Source organism: Promicromonospora sp. NPDC057138 (genome assembly GCF_042670845.1).
Classification (GTDB): domain Bacteria; phylum Actinomycetota; class Actinomycetes; order Actinomycetales; family Cellulomonadaceae; genus Promicromonospora.
In genome coordinates this window covers 1-14,694 of record NZ_JBHUUX010000098.1, presented here as the reverse complement: position 1 = coordinate 14,694, position 14,694 = coordinate 1, and the positions used below count along the sequence as shown (strand labels likewise).

General features: G+C 72.3%; 12 protein-coding genes. 5 read left to right on the top strand and 7 right to left on the bottom strand.

Going from position 1 to position 14,694, the window contains the following annotated elements:
* Positions 1 to 71: 71 nt before the first annotated feature.
* From ACFT2C_RS27705 to ACFT2C_RS27695, 3 genes are all read right to left on the bottom strand, one after another.
* Positions 72 to 1,760, bottom strand: a complete 1,689-nt coding sequence (locus ACFT2C_RS27705) for an RNA polymerase sigma factor (RefSeq protein WP_377210321.1) — start codon at positions 1,758 to 1,760, stop codon at positions 72 to 74.
* 295 nt (positions 1,761 to 2,055) lie between these two features.
* Positions 2,056 to 2,421, bottom strand: a complete 366-nt coding sequence (locus ACFT2C_RS27700) for a universal stress protein (RefSeq protein WP_377210320.1) — start codon at positions 2,419 to 2,421, stop codon at positions 2,056 to 2,058.
* Between the two features lie 40 nt (positions 2,422 to 2,461).
* Positions 2,462 to 3,838 (bottom strand): DUF4192 domain-containing protein, encoded by a 1,377-nt coding sequence (locus ACFT2C_RS27695; RefSeq protein ID WP_377210319.1) that lies wholly within the window; start codon positions 3,836 to 3,838, stop codon positions 2,462 to 2,464.
* A gap of 130 nt (positions 3,839 to 3,968) precedes the next feature.
* Here ACFT2C_RS27695 and ACFT2C_RS27690 point away from each other — a divergent pair, with 130 nt between their 5' ends.
* Together ACFT2C_RS27690 and ACFT2C_RS27685 are read left to right on the top strand one after the other, a co-directional pair.
* Positions 3,969 to 4,538 carry a hypothetical protein gene (locus ACFT2C_RS27690; RefSeq protein ID WP_377210318.1) on the top strand — a complete coding sequence of 190 codons (570 nt, stop codon included), beginning with the start codon at positions 3,969 to 3,971 and terminating at the stop codon, positions 4,536 to 4,538.
* A gap of 9 nt (positions 4,539 to 4,547) precedes the next feature.
* Positions 4,548 to 5,696, top strand: coding sequence for a polyprenyl synthetase family protein (locus ACFT2C_RS27685; protein WP_377210317.1), 1,149 nt, complete (start codon positions 4,548 to 4,550; stop codon positions 5,694 to 5,696).
* 28 nt (positions 5,697 to 5,724) lie between these two features.
* On the opposite strand, the gene pknB is transcribed toward ACFT2C_RS27685, so the two are convergent.
* Entirely contained in the window at positions 5,725 to 7,632 is a 1,908-nt protein-coding gene (pknB, locus tag ACFT2C_RS27680) for a Stk1 family PASTA domain-containing Ser/Thr kinase (RefSeq protein ID WP_377210316.1), read from the bottom strand.
* Between the two features lie 116 nt (positions 7,633 to 7,748).
* Between pknB and ACFT2C_RS27675 the strand changes: the two genes are divergently transcribed.
* A complete protein-coding gene (locus tag ACFT2C_RS27675) occupies positions 7,749 to 8,114 on the top strand; it encodes an Rv2175c family DNA-binding protein (RefSeq protein ID WP_377210315.1) in 366 nt (121 codons plus the stop codon).
* A gap of 9 nt (positions 8,115 to 8,123) precedes the next feature.
* On the opposite strand, the gene ACFT2C_RS27670 is transcribed toward ACFT2C_RS27675, so the two are convergent.
* Positions 8,124 to 9,503, bottom strand: a complete 1,380-nt coding sequence (locus tag ACFT2C_RS27670; protein ID WP_377210314.1) for a class II 3-deoxy-7-phosphoheptulonate synthase — start codon at positions 9,501 to 9,503, stop codon at positions 8,124 to 8,126.
* A 43-nt stretch (positions 9,504 to 9,546) separates the two neighbouring features.
* A complete protein-coding gene (locus ACFT2C_RS27665) occupies positions 9,547 to 10,773 on the bottom strand; it encodes a pyrophosphate--fructose-6-phosphate 1-phosphotransferase (RefSeq protein WP_377210313.1) in 1,227 nt (408 codons plus the stop codon).
* Between the two features lie 266 nt (positions 10,774 to 11,039).
* Here ACFT2C_RS27665 and ACFT2C_RS27660 point away from each other — a divergent pair, with 266 nt between their 5' ends.
* Positions 11,040 to 11,585: a GNAT family N-acetyltransferase gene (locus ACFT2C_RS27660; protein ID WP_377210312.1), complete on the top strand. Its 546-nt coding sequence runs from the start codon at positions 11,040 to 11,042 to the stop codon at positions 11,583 to 11,585.
* A 103-nt stretch (positions 11,586 to 11,688) separates the two neighbouring features.
* Here the strand turns inward: ACFT2C_RS27660 and ACFT2C_RS27655 are convergent, their stop codons facing one another.
* Positions 11,689 to 13,521: an AMP-dependent synthetase/ligase gene (locus ACFT2C_RS27655; RefSeq protein WP_377210311.1), complete on the bottom strand. Its 1,833-nt coding sequence runs from the start codon at positions 13,519 to 13,521 to the stop codon at positions 11,689 to 11,691.
* A gap of 166 nt (positions 13,522 to 13,687) precedes the next feature.
* On the opposite strand from ACFT2C_RS27655, the gene ACFT2C_RS27650 reads away from it, so the two are divergent.
* Positions 13,688 to 14,632: an ROK family glucokinase gene (locus ACFT2C_RS27650; RefSeq protein ID WP_377210310.1), complete on the top strand. Its 945-nt coding sequence runs from the start codon at positions 13,688 to 13,690 to the stop codon at positions 14,630 to 14,632.
* Positions 14,633 to 14,694: the final 62 nt, after the last annotated feature.

Sequence of the window (14,694 nt, the reverse complement as noted above, 5' to 3'; positions counted from 1 at the left end):
GGTGGCTTCCGGAGAAGCTCACCCGCCCGGCGTCGTCGTACTCGTTCAGATATTCGGTTCAGGCCCTCGGTCTAGTCGAGGTAGTCGCGCAGCACCTGCGACCGCGAGGGGTGGCGCAGCTTCGACATCGTCTTGGACTCGATCTGACGGATGCGCTCGCGCGTCACGCCGTAGACCTTGCCGATCTCGTCGAGCGTCTTGGGCTGGCCGTCCTGCAGGCCGAACCGCATCGAGACGACGCCCGCCTCGCGCTCCGAGAGCGTGTCGAGGACCTGGTGCAGCTGCTCCTGCAGGAGCGTGAACGACACCGCGTCGGCCGGCACGACGGCCTCGGAGTCCTCGATGAGGTCGCCGAACTCGCTGTCGCCGTCCTCGCCGAGCGGGGTGCTCAGCGAGATGGGCTCGCGGCCGTACTTCTGGACCTCGACCACCTTCTCGGGGGTCATGTCCAGCTCCTTGGCCAGCTCCTCCGGCGTGGGCTCGCGGCCCAGGTCCTGGAGCATCTGGCGCTGCACACGGGCCAGCTTGTTGATGACCTCGACCATGTGCACCGGGATACGGATGGTGCGGGCCTGGTCGGCCATGGCTCGCGTGATCGCCTGGCGGATCCACCAGGTGGCGTACGTCGAGAACTTGTAGCCCTTGGTGTAGTCGAACTTCTCGACCGCACGGATCAGACCGAGGTTGCCCTCCTGGATCAGGTCCAGGAACAGCATGCCGCGGCCCGTGTAGCGCTTGGCCAGGGAGACCACGAGGCGGAGGTTGGCCTCCAGCAGGTGGTTCTTGGCGCGCTTGCCATCGTGCGCGATCCACTTGAGGTCGCGCTCGAACCGGCGCTGGTCCTTGTCGTCCCGGTTGAACTCCGTGGTGGCGAGGCGCTCCTCGGCGAACAGGCCGGCCTCGATGCGCTTCGCGAGCTCGACCTCCTGCTCCGCGTTCAGCAGCGCGACCTTGCCGATCTGCTTCAGGTAGTCCTTCACCGGGTCGGCGGTGGCACCGGCGGTGACGACCTGCTGCGCGGGCTGGTCGTCGTCGTCCGTGTCGGAGACGACGAAACCGGAGTTCTCGTTCTCCTCCTTGGCCGCCTTGCCGCCGCGGCCACGGGTCGCCTTGGTGACGATCTCCGGACCGGCGTCGGTCTCTTCCTCTGGGTCCTCAACGGCGACGCCGTCGGGCTCGATGTTGTCGTACTTCGACTTGCCCCGGGCAGCGGGCTTCTTGGCGGCCGTCTTGGCCGCCGGCTTCTTCCGCGTGCTGGTGGCGGCCTCGTCGAGGTCGTCGACCTCGCTCAGATCGATGTCGTCCACCTCCTCGATCTCATCGACTTCCTGCGGCTGCGCGGTGGAGCGCGCGGGAGCCTTCTTGACGGTCGACGTCTTCGCGGCCGTCGTACGGGTGCGCCGGGCAGGCTTCGCGGAAGCCTCGGCGTCGCCGTCCGCGGGAGCCTTCGCGGCGACCGCGGTGGAACGGGTCGCCGCGGCGGCGGCAACCTTGGTCACGGTGGGCAGACCGACCTGCACACCGGCGTTGGCCAGTGCACGCAGCACCGCCTTGAGCCGCTTGGCGTCACCGACCTCCGCGGTCTCGCATGCACGCCGGAAGCTCTCGGCGTCGACCGAGCCGTCGGCGGCGCCGCGAGCGAGGAGCTCCTGCAGGGCAGGATGCTCGAACTCACGGGGCAGGTTGTCGCGTGCAGGGACAGGAACGATGTCCTGGGGGGCTTTCAGCGGAGTGGGCGCCACAAACCGACCTTTCGGCATTCGAGGGGGCGGTGTACCGTCGGCGGGGCCTTCACTGGACCTTCTTCTTCCACCGGCGAACATATATATTGTAGCGTCGGCATCCATGTACACCGCGACGAACGCGGTGATATGGGCAAAGTCAGTTCGAAGTCACGTCGAGCGGGGATGCCCCGCAGGTGTATCTGATTTCGCGTGCCAAGAGTCAACGAACCAGGTGGCTGGACCATTCCCGGTCGCGCCGATCTGCCCGGGACCAGGCTCGGAGCCGGACCTGGGCCCATCTCGAAATCAGCCGGGTGAGGCTCAGTCGGGCTCAGACCTTGACGGCCAGGACCGGGCACGGCGCCTCGACGAGGATCCGCTGGGCGCCCGCACCCAGGATGAGCTTGCCGACGGGGCTGCGCTTGCGCAGCCCGATGACGATCAGCCCGGCGCCAGTGCTCGTCGCGGTGCGGATCAGGTCCTCGGCGAGGTCGCCGCTGCCTTGCTCCACCCGCACGTCGACGTCGTGCGCAAGCCTGCCGACCAGCTCCTCGGTCTCGGCCTGACACTCCTCCAGCGGACGCTTCCCGCTGGTGACGACGACCAGCGGCAGCTTGCGCTCACTGGCCTCGGTGACAGCGGTGGTGAGGGCCTCTTGACCCTCGGGCGTGGCGAGGTGGCCCACGACGATCGTCATGTTCACCGACGCTACCCCACGCCGGGCCCCGGCTCATGCCTCACACGGCGGCCGCCTCCTCCGATTCCTGCTCGCCGTGGAGCTCGCCGTGGAGCGCGTCCCGATCACGCCGGACCCAGCCCGGCGGGACTCCCCCGACGATCGCGCTCCGCAGCAGCAGCGCCAGCCGGTAGTCCGGGTCCACGCCGAGCGCGTCCGACACCCGCTCGGCGGCCAGCCCACCGTCGCCGCGCCACCACGCGACCAGGGCCAGCAGCAGGTAGGCCGGTGCCCGCCGGTTCCGCGGCACGTGCGTCACCACCGCCTCCAGGACCTGGCTCGCCGCACCCGTGAGGTCCTCGTCGGGAGGGACGCCGTGCTCCGGGTCGACGATCCGGGCCATGACGCTTCCCGTCGCAGCGTCCGTGTCGCCGTCCGCCTCGCGCCGCGCGGTGCGCAGCGCCGTCTCCTCCGTGCCCGGCGCCAGGCTGAGCAGCACGGCGTCCCGTACCGGGATGTCCGCGAGCGCCGCGCCGATCTTCCCGAGGTCCACCGGTGACAGCACCACGGGCCGGCCGGGCCCGCCGGCGGACGCCACGCGAACCGCGGCGCGCCAGAGGTCGAGGCTCTCGGCTCCCCACTCCGCCAGCGCCCGCTGGGCACGCGCCGCCTGGGCCCCGGCCGTCCCCGGGCGTTGGCCGGCGCCGCCGGACGCCGTCCCGCCGGCCGGCATCGCGGCGTCGAGGGGCCCCCGTCCGTCCGGGAACCGCGTCCCGTTCAGGAGCCGCCGGTAGGTGTCGCTCCAGCGCGCCGCCGCGCGCCGCGCCTGCGTGCGCGCGACCTCCGGTGCGGGCCGCAGCGCGTACCGCTCCTCGCGGGTGCCGGCCACGGTCCGGCCCTCCAGCACCATGTGGGCCGCGACGCGGCTGCCCTTGAGCGCGCCCAGGTCCCGGCCGCCGGGTGGGCAGCACGTGGGGTCCGTGCAGTCGAGCGCGCGGTAGCCCGTGGGGGCCACGAGCCATACCTCGACCCCGGGGAGCCGGCGCTCGAGCCGCGCCCGCAGCAGCTCCACGGCGCGCCGCGCCAGGCCCGACGGTGCCGCCGGGTCGGTGGCGGTGTACAGCACCACCACCGCACGGTCGGCGCCGTCGGCCACCACATGGTCCGTGAGCCAGCGGGCGGTGGCGGCGCCGTCGGGCCCGCCCGGTTCGTCGGGCCGGCGTAGGCGGAGGTCGTCGAGGTCGACCCTGGCCACGAGCCCGACGCGCTGGCGCGGCCCGGTGAGGCTCACCGCCACGACGGACTCGGCGGGCTCGAAGCCGAGCCGGTAGGGGATGTAGGCGAGCAGGTCCTCGGGTCCGGCCACGCGGACGATCGTGGCGTTCGGCGCTGCCGACCGCCGGCCGAGGTTCTTGGAAGTGATGTCCTTGGGGTTCATGTCGACGATCCCAGCCGCCCGGCGGGGCCGCGGCGCGCCCAGGAGGGCCGTGTGGACAACGGATTGCCTGTGGTCGACCTCCACGCCGCGCGCTGTCCTCACGAGGGTCTCACCGGTTACCGTGTCCGACGTGCCCCACCTCGCCTCCGTCCGCCGCACCGCGGCGCTCGCCGCCGCCGTCGGGCTGGCGCTCGCGACCGCGGGGTGCGGCACGGGGACCGAGCCGCCGGCGTCCGCCACCACATCGGATCGCACGGCGGAGCCGCGCGCGGCCGCCTCGGGCGGGCCCACCGAGCTGCCGACGTTCGACCCGGCGTCGGCGGTGGGCACGTACGCGCAGGGGTTCCCCGCCGACCTGTTCCCGATTCCCCAGGACGCCACCCTGCTCGCCTCGTCGGCACGGCCGGTGCCCGCGCCCGAGGACGCGAAGGCCAAGGGCACCCCGATGACGCAGGTGACGCTCAACCTGGCGTCCAGCCTCCCGGCGAAGGACGTCGTCGAGCAGGCCACGAAGATCCTGACCGGCCAGGGTTTCCGGCAGATCCCGGCGCCGGAGTCGAGCGGCCTGACCGAGCAGACCGCGTTCCTGCGCATCTCCCAGTCCAAGGCGGGCGAGGTCCAGGAGTCGCTGGTGGTCGGCGTGCTCGACGACGGCGACCGGCGGCTCGCCTCGATCAGCGGCACCGTCCGCACCCCATAGGCTGGGGGCGTGTCCGTCTCACCCGCCCGTACCGGTGCCTTGAACCCCGCAGCCCTGCTCGACGCCGAGAACCTCCGCGCCGACGTCGACGCGGCAGTGACCGCTCACCTCGACCGGCTGGCCGCCGAGGTCAGCGCGATCAGCCCGAGCGCGGAGGCCATGGTCGGCGAGGCAGCCGGGCTGCTCGCGGGCGGCAAGCGCCTGCGGGCCGCGTTCTGCTACTGGTCCTTCCGCGCGCACGGCGGCTCCCCGGACCCGCTGGACGCGGCCCGCGTCGCGACCGTCCGGGTGGGGGCGGCGCTGGAGCTCTTCCAGGCGGCGGCCCTGCTGCACGACGACGTGATGGACAACTCCGACACCCGCCGCGGGCGCCCGACGACGCACCGGGCGTTCGCCGCCAGGCACGCCGAGGCGGGGTGGGCCGGCGAGCCGATGCGGTTCGGTGACGCCGCGGCGATCCTGCTCGGCGACCTCGTGCTGCTGGCCGCGCAGCAGGAGCTGTCGGCGGCGCTCGCCCTGGTGCCGCCGGACGCCGCCGCGGCTGCCCGGTCCCGCTTCGACGCCATGCAGAGCGAGGTGGTCGTGGGCCAGTATCTCGACGTGCTGGTCCAGGCCGAGCCCTGGGGCGACGACCCGGCTTTCGACGAGGAGCGCGCCCGGAAGGTGCTGCGCGCCAAGTCCGCCAGCTACTCGGTGGCGGCGCCGCTCGCGCTGGGCGCGCTGCTGGCCGGCGCGGGCACCGCGGCGGCGGCCGGGATCGAGGCGGCGGGCCAGCCCCTGGGCGAGGCGTTCCAGCTGCGGGACGACGTGCTCGGCGTGTTCGGCGACCCGGCGGTGACCGGCAAGCCCGCCGGCGACGACCTGCGCGAGGGCAAGCGCACTGTGGTCGTGGCGCGCACCCTGGCGCTGCTGCCTGACGCCGACGGCCCCGAGGCGGCCACGCTGACCGCCGCGCTGGGCGACCCAGGCCTGTCCGACGAGGACGTGGAGCGCGTGCGCGAGGTCATCGTCGGATCGGGCGCGCTCGACGCCGTCGAGCAGCTCATCGACGACCTCGCCGTCCGCGCCCACGCGCTGCTGGACCTCGCGGACCTGAGCGAGCCCGGCCGGAGCGTGCTGACGGACCTGGCCCACGCCGCCGTCGACCGGACGGCCTGAACCGTTTGCGGAACTATCGCCGGGACCGTCACAGCGTCAAGATGGTGACCTTGCCGCCCTGCTTCAGGTGTTTGCCCGCCACGGGCTCGGTCTCGATGACGCCCTCGCCGAACAGCTCGCCGAACCCGCGCACCACCACCGTGTAGCCGGCCTTCTCGAGCACCGCCGTCGCGTCCTCGACGGACAGACCGACGACGTCGGGAACCGTGCCCTGCGGGCCCATGCTGACGAAGACGGTGACGGTGCTGCCCTGCGCGGCGCCGTTGCCGCCGCCCGGTTCGGTCCCGATCACCGTGCCCGCCGGCGTCTTTTCGTCGAACCGGTCCTCCCGCGCCACCTCCAGACCCTCTGCGGCTAGCGCGGCGGCGGCGTCATCGGCTCCCAGGCCCGCGACCTCGGGAACCGTGACTGGCGGCGGCCCGTCGGACACGGTGAGCCGCACGTGCTCGTCCGTCGGGACCATGTCGCCGTCGCGCACCGAGGCCCAGATCACCTCGCCGGGCGCGCCGTCGTTCGTGTACTCGCGGGAGAGCTCGACGTCCGTCAGTCCCACGCCCGTCAGGGCCGCACGCGCATCGCGCGCGGGCATGCCGATCAGGCCGGCCGGCACCTCGGCCAGCTCCTGCCCGAGCGAGACCACCATGCGCACCGGGCGGTCGCGTTCCCAGCGCGACCCCTCGTCCGGATCCACCGAGATCACCTGGCCCTCGGGCACCTCGGAGTCGTGCTGCTTCACGCTCGACAGCGTCAGCCCGGCCTCGTTCAGTGCGTCCTCGGCGTCCTGCGCCGTGGCGCCCACGACGCCGTCGGGCACCACCGCATAGGCGCCCGGGCCCCGCTCCGTGTACCACCAGGCGGTGAGCAGGACGGCCACCAGCGCGACGGCCAGCATGATCCGGCGGCCGCGCCGCCGCTTCGCCGGCGCCCCCGGCGCCTGCACCGGAGGCGCGGGCGGCTGGGGCGGCCGCTGGGCCACCCACTGCCCGGCCGCCGGGCGCTCCACCACGGCGGTCCGCGCCGCCTTCACCGCTGCCGACGACGGCGGCGGCGCGGCCTTGGCGGGAATGTCCAGCACCTCGTTGGGGATCTGCCGGAACGTGTTCCGCAGCGCGTCGAGCGCCACGGCGGCGTCGCGCGGGCGCTGGCCCGGGTCGCGCGCGGTCAGGGCACGGACCAGCAGGTCCAGCGGGCGGCCCAGGTGGCCGGCGAACGCGCTGACCGGCGGCACGTCGCTGTTGACGTGCGCGAAGGCGACCTGGATAGGCCCCTCCCCCTCGTGCGGCAGGCGGCCCGTGAACATCTCGAACGCCAGGATCCCCACCGCGTACACGTCGGCACGCGCGTCGACGTGGCCGGTCGAGATGGTCTCGGGCGCCAGGTAGGCCACGGTGCCCAGCACGGTGCCCGTGGTCGTGTTCGACACCTCGGAGATCGCGCGGGCCAGGCCGAAGTCGGCCACCTTGGGCCGGCCGGTGCCCTCCTCCAGCAGCACGTTCTCCGGCTTGATGTCGCGGTGCACTATGCCCTTGGCGTGCGCGGCCGCCAGCGCGGAGAGCACGACGTCCAGGACGGCGAACGAGCGGCGCAGCGTGAGGTCGCCGCCGCGGATCAGGTGGCGCAGGTTGGTACCCGGCACGTACTCCATGGTCAGGTAGCGCATGTCGCCGTCGGTGCCCTGGTCGTAGACCGCGACGACGCCGTGGTGCTGCAGGCCGGCCGCCGAGCGCGCCTCACGCTCGAAGCGCTGGCGGAAGCTCGCGGCCTGCTCGCCCTCCGCGAGGTGCGGGTGCATCACCTTGAGCGCGATCTCGCGGTTCAGGCGCGTGTCGTGCGCGCGGTAGACCGTGGCCATCCCGCCACGTGCCACGCGCGCGACTATCTGGTACCGCCCGTCGACCAGGCGGCCGATGAGAGAGTCTGCCGTCACCTGAGCCACGGATGGGAGTGTACGGGTGACCACCCACACGCCGAATGAAACCCGCATGGTGGACGGCGGCCGTTGCCGGATCGTTGCCGTGCCTGGGTGCGCGCCCACGCCGTACTCTTTCTACCGTGACAGATCTCGACGCCCTCGTAGGCGAATGGCTGACCCTGCCCGACCTCGCCGAGACCCTCGACATCGAGGTCGGCAAGGCCCGCGGCCTCGTTCGCGACCGGTACGTGGTAGGCACCAAGCGCGGCCCCAACAAGGCCTTTCAGGTCCCCGCCAAGTTCGTGCTGCCGGAGGTCGACGGCCGGCCCGGCGTCATCCCGACCCTGCGCGGCACCGTGATCGTGCTGTCGGACGCCGGGTTCACCGAGGAGGAGATCCTCGAGTGGCTGTTCACGCCGAACGACGAGCTCGACCAGCTGCCGGTGGACGCCCTGATCAACGGCAAGCGCGCCGCGGTGCGCCGGGTGGCGCAGACGCTGCTCTGACCTGGTTGGTCACCGGCGCAGCATCTCCGCCACCTGGAACGCCAGCTCCAGCGACTGCTGGTGGTTCAGGCGCGGGTCCACGAGGGTCTCGTAGCGCAGGGCCAGCCCGGCATCCGAGATCTCCTCCGACCCGCCGAGCACCTCGGTGACGTCGTCGCCCGTGAGCTCCATGTGCAGGCCGCCCGGGACGGTGCCCAGCGCCTTGTGCACCTCGAAGAACCCGGCGACCTCGTCGAGCACGTCGGTGAGGCGGCGGGTCTTGTAGCCGCTGTCCGAGGTGATCGTGTTGCCGTGCATCGGGTCGGTCACCCAGGTGACGTTCGCGCCGGACCAGGTCACGGCCTCGACGATGGCCGGAAGCACGTCCCGGACCTGGCCGGCGCCCATGCGGGTGATGAAGGTGAGCCGCCCGGGGACGTTGTCCGGGTTGAGCCGCTCGGTGAGCGCCAGGGCGTCGTGCGGCGTCGTCGTCGGGCCGAGCTTCACGCCGATCGGGTTGGCGATGCGGGACATGAAGTCGACGTGGGCGCCGTCGAGCTGGCGGGTGCGCTCCCCGATCCAGAGGAAGTGCGCGCTCGTGTCGTAGGCGTGGCCCGTGCGCTGGTCCGTGCGGGTCAGCGCCCGCTCGTAGTCGAGCACCAGGGCCTCGTGGCTCAGGAAGAACTCGACGGAGCGCAGGGCGTCGAAGTCGGCGCCGCACGCGTGCATGAACCGGATGGCGCGGTCGATCTCGTCCGCCGTCTTCTCGTAGCGCGAGTAGGCGGGGTTGCGCATGAAGCCGCGGTTCCACTCGTGGACCTGCCGCAGGTCGGCGAAGCCGCCCTGTGTGAAGGCGCGCACCACGTTCGCCGTCGCCGACGAGATCCGGTAGGCCTGCTCCAGCCGCTCCGGGTCGGGGATGCGGTCCTGCGGCGTGAACGGGAACCCGTTGATCATGTCGCCGCGGTAGGCGGGCAGGGTGACGCCGTCGCGCGTCTCCGTGTCGCTGGAGCGCGGCTTGGCGTACTGGCCCGCCAGGCGGCCCATCTTCACGACGGGCGTGCTGGCGCCGTGAGTCAGCACCACCGCCATCTGCAGGATGGTGCGGATCTTGTTGCGGATGCGGTCGGCGTTCGCCTCGGCGAACGTCTCCGCGCAGTCCCCGCCCTGGAGCAGGAACGCCTCGCCCCGGCCGGCGGCGGCGAGCCGCTCGGTCAGGGTGTCGGCCTGTGCGGGCACCACGATCGGCGTCGCCTGGGCCAGCCGGCCGGTCGCCGCCGCCAGCGCGGCGGCGTCCGGCCAGGTCGGCTGCTGGCGCGCCTCCAGCGTGCGGAAGTGGTCCAGCCCTCCCGGACCCGCCGACCGCTCTGGGCCCGCCGACCGCTCGGCCGGGTCGGTGACGGTACTCATCGGCGTGCCGTTCGGTAGGCCGTCAGCGGTGCCCGCACGGTGCTCAGTGCTCCGCGGGAGCGGCCGGCACGAGCGGCTGGCCGATGTCCGCGAGGATCTGCCCGAACCACTCCTGCGAGACGTCGAACGCCTTGCCGCCGGCGATCCGCGGGAACGCGATCGCCTTGAGCCGGTCGCCGTCCTCCTCGTCGTGGCCGATGACGCCGGACTCGCCCCGCAGCGCGCACTCCACCGCGTAGTCGGTCATGGACTTGATGAGGCGCAGGTCGTCGCTGTTCGCGGCCGCGGCGCGCGAGAAGTAGCCCGACTTCTGCACCATCGTCTTCTCGGCGCCCAGCTTCTCCGCGAACTGCTTCGCGAACCACTGGCCCGGGTTGATCGTGTCCAGCTTCACGTGCCCGAACGGGTCGCGCTCCACGGTCTCGCCCGCGGCTTCGAGCTGGGCCACGATCTCGTGCATGCCCGCGCCCTCCGACAGGAAGATGTTGACGTTGCCGATCTCGTCCATGACGCCGCGCAGGCGCTTGGCCTCGCCCTCGAGGTCGATCTCCAGCTCCGGCAGGAACACCGCGTGCACGTCCCAGCGCTCGCGCGACAGGCCCAGCGCCGGTGCCCACTCCTGCTCGTCGAGCCACTCGCGGTACTTCCCGGCCGTCGCGGCGGTCAGCCAGCCGCAGTGGCGGCCCATGACCTCGTGCACGATGAGCATGCGCGGGCCCACACGGTTCTCACCGATGACGTTGGCCGCGAACTTCGCGCCCTCCTCGGCGGCGGTCCACGCGCCGAGCGACTGCTTGATCGGCACCACGTCGTTGTCGATGGTCTTCGGCAGGCCGACGACGGTGAGCTCGTAGCCGTTCTCGTGCAGGTAGGCGGCCAGATCGGCGGCGGTGGTGTTCGTGTCGTCACCGCCGATGGTGTGCAGGACGTCGACGCCGTCGGCCTTGAGCTGCTCCGCCGCCACGTGCAGCGGGTCCTGACCCTCCTTGACGAGGCCGCGCTTGACCGCGTCCTTGACGTTGGTCAGCTTCACGCGGGAGTTGCCGATCGGCGAGCCGCCGAAGCGGTGCAGGATCGGGGCCTGCTTGCGGGCCTCCTCGTCGATCTCGATCTTGTTGCCGGTCAGCAGGCCGTGGTAGCCGTGCAGGTAGGCAATGATCTCGATCTCGGGGTCGAGCTCGGTGTAACGCTCGATCAGGCCGCCGACCGACGAAGACAGGCAGGGCGCGAAGCCGCCGGCGGTCAGCAGGGCCACACGACGAACAGCCATCGGAGGAGCACCTCTCATCAGGGAAAATTCTGGGGTGTCACGGCCGGCGATCCACCGCGCGGCACCCTTCGTCGTCATCCTACTGACGGGCGGCGACCGCGCTCGGCACGTCCGGTGAATGAGCACCCGGTCCGACGCTGCCGGCGGGCGCCCCGGGACGCTGAACCTGACCCGGCCCGGGCACGAGGGGGTCGACTCGGGCCCGCGGCGCGTGAGAGAATAGCCCTGAGTCTCCCGGTGCCTAGTGGCCCGGGAGGCTTTTCGTTATGACGAGTTCCACGATGACGAACGGCTCCCCGCCCGCACACCTGACCATCCGCCCGACGACGCCCGCCGACCACCCCGTCCTCGAGCGACTCTGGCTCCTGTTCCGGCACGACATGTCCGAGGTCTCGGGCGCCCTGCCCGACCCGAGCGGCCAGTTCCGGCGCGAACGGCTCGACGCCGCGTTCACCGACCCGGCCTGGCGCGGCCTGATCGCCCACCTGCAGCCCGCCGGCGGCGGCCCGGCGTCGCCCGTCGGGTTCGCACTGGTGCGCGGGCTCGACGGCCCGGACCGCGTGCTCAGCTCGTTCTTCGTGGTGCGCGGCGCGCGCCGCACCGGCGTCGGGCGGCGGCTCGCGGCGCAGGTCCTGGCGAGCTTCCCGGGCCGCTGGGAGATCGCGTTCCAAGACGCCAACCCGCCGGCCGTGCGCTTCTGGCGGGAGGTGGCCACGGACGCCGTCGGGCAGGCGTGGACGGAGGAGCACCGGGCCGTGCCCGGCCGGCCGGACGCCCCACCGGACACCTGGATCACCCTCACGACGGCCTAACCGGAGCGAGTACGCCGAAGTAGAGCGTGTGTCCGGGGCCGCGCGGGGTCATCCCGCGCAGGCCCGGACACACGCTCTACTTCGGCGTACTCGCTCAGCCAAGTCAGCGGATCAAGTGGAGGCTTTCCTTGTTCTTGTCCGCGTACAGGCGCTCGACGTCCTGGTCGTAGTCCTTCAGGAACACCGCGCGCTTCACGCTCTGCTTCGGCGTGAGGTACCCGTTCTCGATGGTCAGGTCGCCCGCCAGCACGGTGTACTTGCGGATCGACTCCGCCTTGGACACCGCCTTGTTGGCCCGCTGCACGGCGGCATCCAGCGCCGCGAGGACGTCGGGGTCCTTGCGCGCCTCGTCCACGGACAGGGCGGGCTTGCCGTGCATCTTCAGCCAGCCCGGCAGGCCCTCCGCGTCGAGCGTGACGAGCGCCCCGATGAACGGCTTGTTGTCGCCGACGACCACGCACTGGCTGACCAGCGCGTGCGCCCGGATGCGGTCCTCGAGCACCGACGGCGCCACGTTCTTGCCGCCCGCGGTGACGATGATCTCCTTCTTGCGGCCCGTGATGGTGAGGAACCCGTCCTCGTCCAGCACGCCCAGGTCGCCGGTGAGGAACCAGCCGTCCTCGGTGAACGCCTCCGCCGTGGCGGCCTCGTTGTTGTGGTACCCCCGGAAGATGTGGTGGCCCTTGAGGAGGATCTCGCCGTCCGGCGCGATCTTGACGCCGCAGCCCGGCAGCTGCGGGCCGACGGTGCCGATCTTCGTCGCGGTCGGGCGGTTCACGCTGGTCGGGGCCGTGGACTCGGTGAGGCCGTAGCCCTCGAGCACCTTCAGGCCCAGGCCGCGGTAGAAGTGCCCGAGCCGCTCGCCCAGCGGGCCGCCGCCGGAGACTGCGAACTCCGCCTGGCCGCCCAGCCTGGCGCGCAGCTTGGAGAACACCAGCGCGCTGGCGACCGAGTGCTGCAGGCGCAGGCTGAGGCTCGGGCCCGACGGCGTGTCCAGTGCCCGCGACCAGGCGATGCCCGTCGCCGTCGCCCAGTGGAAGATCTTCGCCTTGCCGCCGGCCGCCGCCGTCTGCTCGGCCGAGTTGTAGACCTTCTCGAACACCCGCGGGACCGCGAGGATGAACGTGGGCTTGAACTCGCCCAGGCCGTCGACCAGCGTCGACGTGTCGCCCCAGTGCCCGGTGACGACGCCGCCCGCCACGGCGAGCACGTGGATGTAGCGCGCGAACACGTGCGCCATCGGGATGAACAGGAGGGTGCGCCCGCCGTCCTTGGCGAACACCTCCGGCACGGCCTCGACGGCGTTCACGGCGAGCGACGCGAAGTTGCGGTGCGTCAGCTCGGCGCCCTTCGGGCGGCCCGTGGTGCCCGAGGTGTAGATGATCGTGGCGAGGTCGTCGAGGTCCGCGAGGCCGCGGCGCCGGGCGATCTCGGCGTCGGGCACGTCCACGCCGTCGGCCGCTACCGCGTCCAGCGCGCCGTCGTCGATGACGAGCACGTCGGTCACGAGCGGGCACGCGGCGCGCACCTCGTCGACGGTGGCGGCGTTGGCCGCGGTCTCGGCGAAGACCAGCTTGACCCCGGCGTCGGACAGGATCCACTCGACCTGCTCGGCCGAGGACGTCTCGTAGACCGGGACCGGGACCGCGCCGGCGGCCCAGGCCGCGAAGTCCAGCACGGCCCACTCGTACCGGGTGCGGCACATGATGCCGACCTTGTCCCCCGGCTCGATACCGCGGGCCGCGAGGCCCTTCGCCACGGCGACCACCTCGGCGTCGAACTGGCCGCCCGTGACGACCCGCCATGGCTCACCCGGGCCGACGGGAACCTCCATCATCGGCTTGTCGGCACCGGCGCCGACACGCTCAGCGAGCACGTCGTTGAGGTTGGAGGTGGGGGGTAGCTCGATGAGGATCGGGCTGAAAATCTCGTCCATTCTGACTCCAGTGGCAGTACTGACCGTGCCTGCAAAGATACCGGGAAACGGACGCCGCGTGTTGCACCCCGAGCGGTCGCTACCCTGGTTGTGCGCACCTACTCGGTGCTGCCTCCCTTTCGACGGCCCGCTGGGACCGTCGTGCAACGAGAGAACGTGAGGACGAATGCACGCCATCGGGGTCGACATCGGCGGCACGAAGATCGCTGTGGGAGTCGTCGACGAGGAGGGCAAGATCCTCGCCCAGGTGCGCCGGGAGACCGACGCCGACGACGTCGCGAACATCGACAGAGCGATCGCCGACGCCTGCAACGAGCTCGTCAAGGAGCACGAGGTGGGCGCCATCGGGCTCGCCGCCGCGGGCTTCGTGAGCCCGGACCGGACGTCCGTGAACTTCGCCCCCAACATCGCGTGGCGGGAGTACCCGCTGGCCGCGAAGGTCGCCGAGCTGGTGGACGCCGACCTCCCGATCGTGGTGGAGAACGACGCGAACGCCGCCGGCTGGGCCGAGTTCCGGTTCGGCGCGGGCCGGGACGCCACCGACATGCTGATGCTCACGATCGGCACCGGTCTCGGCGGCGCCGTGATCTCCGAGCGCGAGCTCGTCCGTGGCAAGTGGGGCATGGCCGCCGAGGTCGGGCACATGCGTGTGGTGCCCGAGGGGCACTACTGCGGCTGCGGGCACGAGGGCTGCTGGGAGCAGTACGCGTCCGGCAGCGCGCTCGAGCGCGACGCGCAGCACGCCGCCGTCGCACGGGTGGACCAGGCCGAGCGCCTGCTGGAGCTCGCCAGCGGCGACGCCGAGCAGATCCGGGGCAAGATGGTGACCGAGGCCGCCCAGGACGGCGACGAGCTCTCCATCGAGCTGCTCGCGACCCTCGGGCGCTGGATCGGCGAGGGATCGGCGTCCGTGGCGGCGCTGCTCGACCCGGAGCTGATAGTGATCGGCGGCGGCGTCGGGGCGGCGGGCGACCTGCTGCTCGGGCCGGTGCGCCGCGGCTTCGAGGCGCAGCTCTCCGCGATGGGTCACCGGCCCGTGGCGCAGATCGAGCTGGCCGAGCACGGCAACGAGGCCGGCATCGTCGGCGCGGCGGACCTGGCCCGCCGCTGACCGGTCCGCGAAGTAGAGCGCCTGTCCGGCCCGGCACGAGGATTCCTCGTGCGGCGCCGGAC

Coding starts and splice junctions, on each gene's coding strand:
- ACFT2C_RS27655 (WP_377210311.1), bottom strand. CDS start 13,521: ATGGACGAGATTTTCAGCCCGATCCTCATCGAGCTACCCCCCACCTCC.
- ACFT2C_RS27695 (WP_377210319.1), bottom strand. CDS start 3,838: ATGAACCCCAAGGACATCACTTCCAAGAACCTCGGCCGGCGGTCGGCA.
- ACFT2C_RS27700 (WP_377210320.1), bottom strand. CDS start 2,421: ATGACGATCGTCGTGGGCCACCTCGCCACGCCCGAGGGTCAAGAGGCC.
- ACFT2C_RS27670 (WP_377210314.1), bottom strand. CDS start 9,503: ATGAGTACCGTCACCGACCCGGCCGAGCGGTCGGCGGGCCCAGAGCGG.
- ACFT2C_RS27705 (WP_377210321.1), bottom strand. CDS start 1,760: ATGCCGAAAGGTCGGTTTGTGGCGCCCACTCCGCTGAAAGCCCCCCAG.
- ACFT2C_RS27660 (WP_377210312.1), top strand. CDS start 11,040: ATGACGAGTTCCACGATGACGAACGGCTCCCCGCCCGCACACCTGACC.
- ACFT2C_RS27665 (WP_377210313.1), bottom strand. CDS start 10,773: ATGGCTGTTCGTCGTGTGGCCCTGCTGACCGCCGGCGGCTTCGCGCCC.
- ACFT2C_RS27650 (WP_377210310.1), top strand. CDS start 13,688: ATGCACGCCATCGGGGTCGACATCGGCGGCACGAAGATCGCTGTGGGA.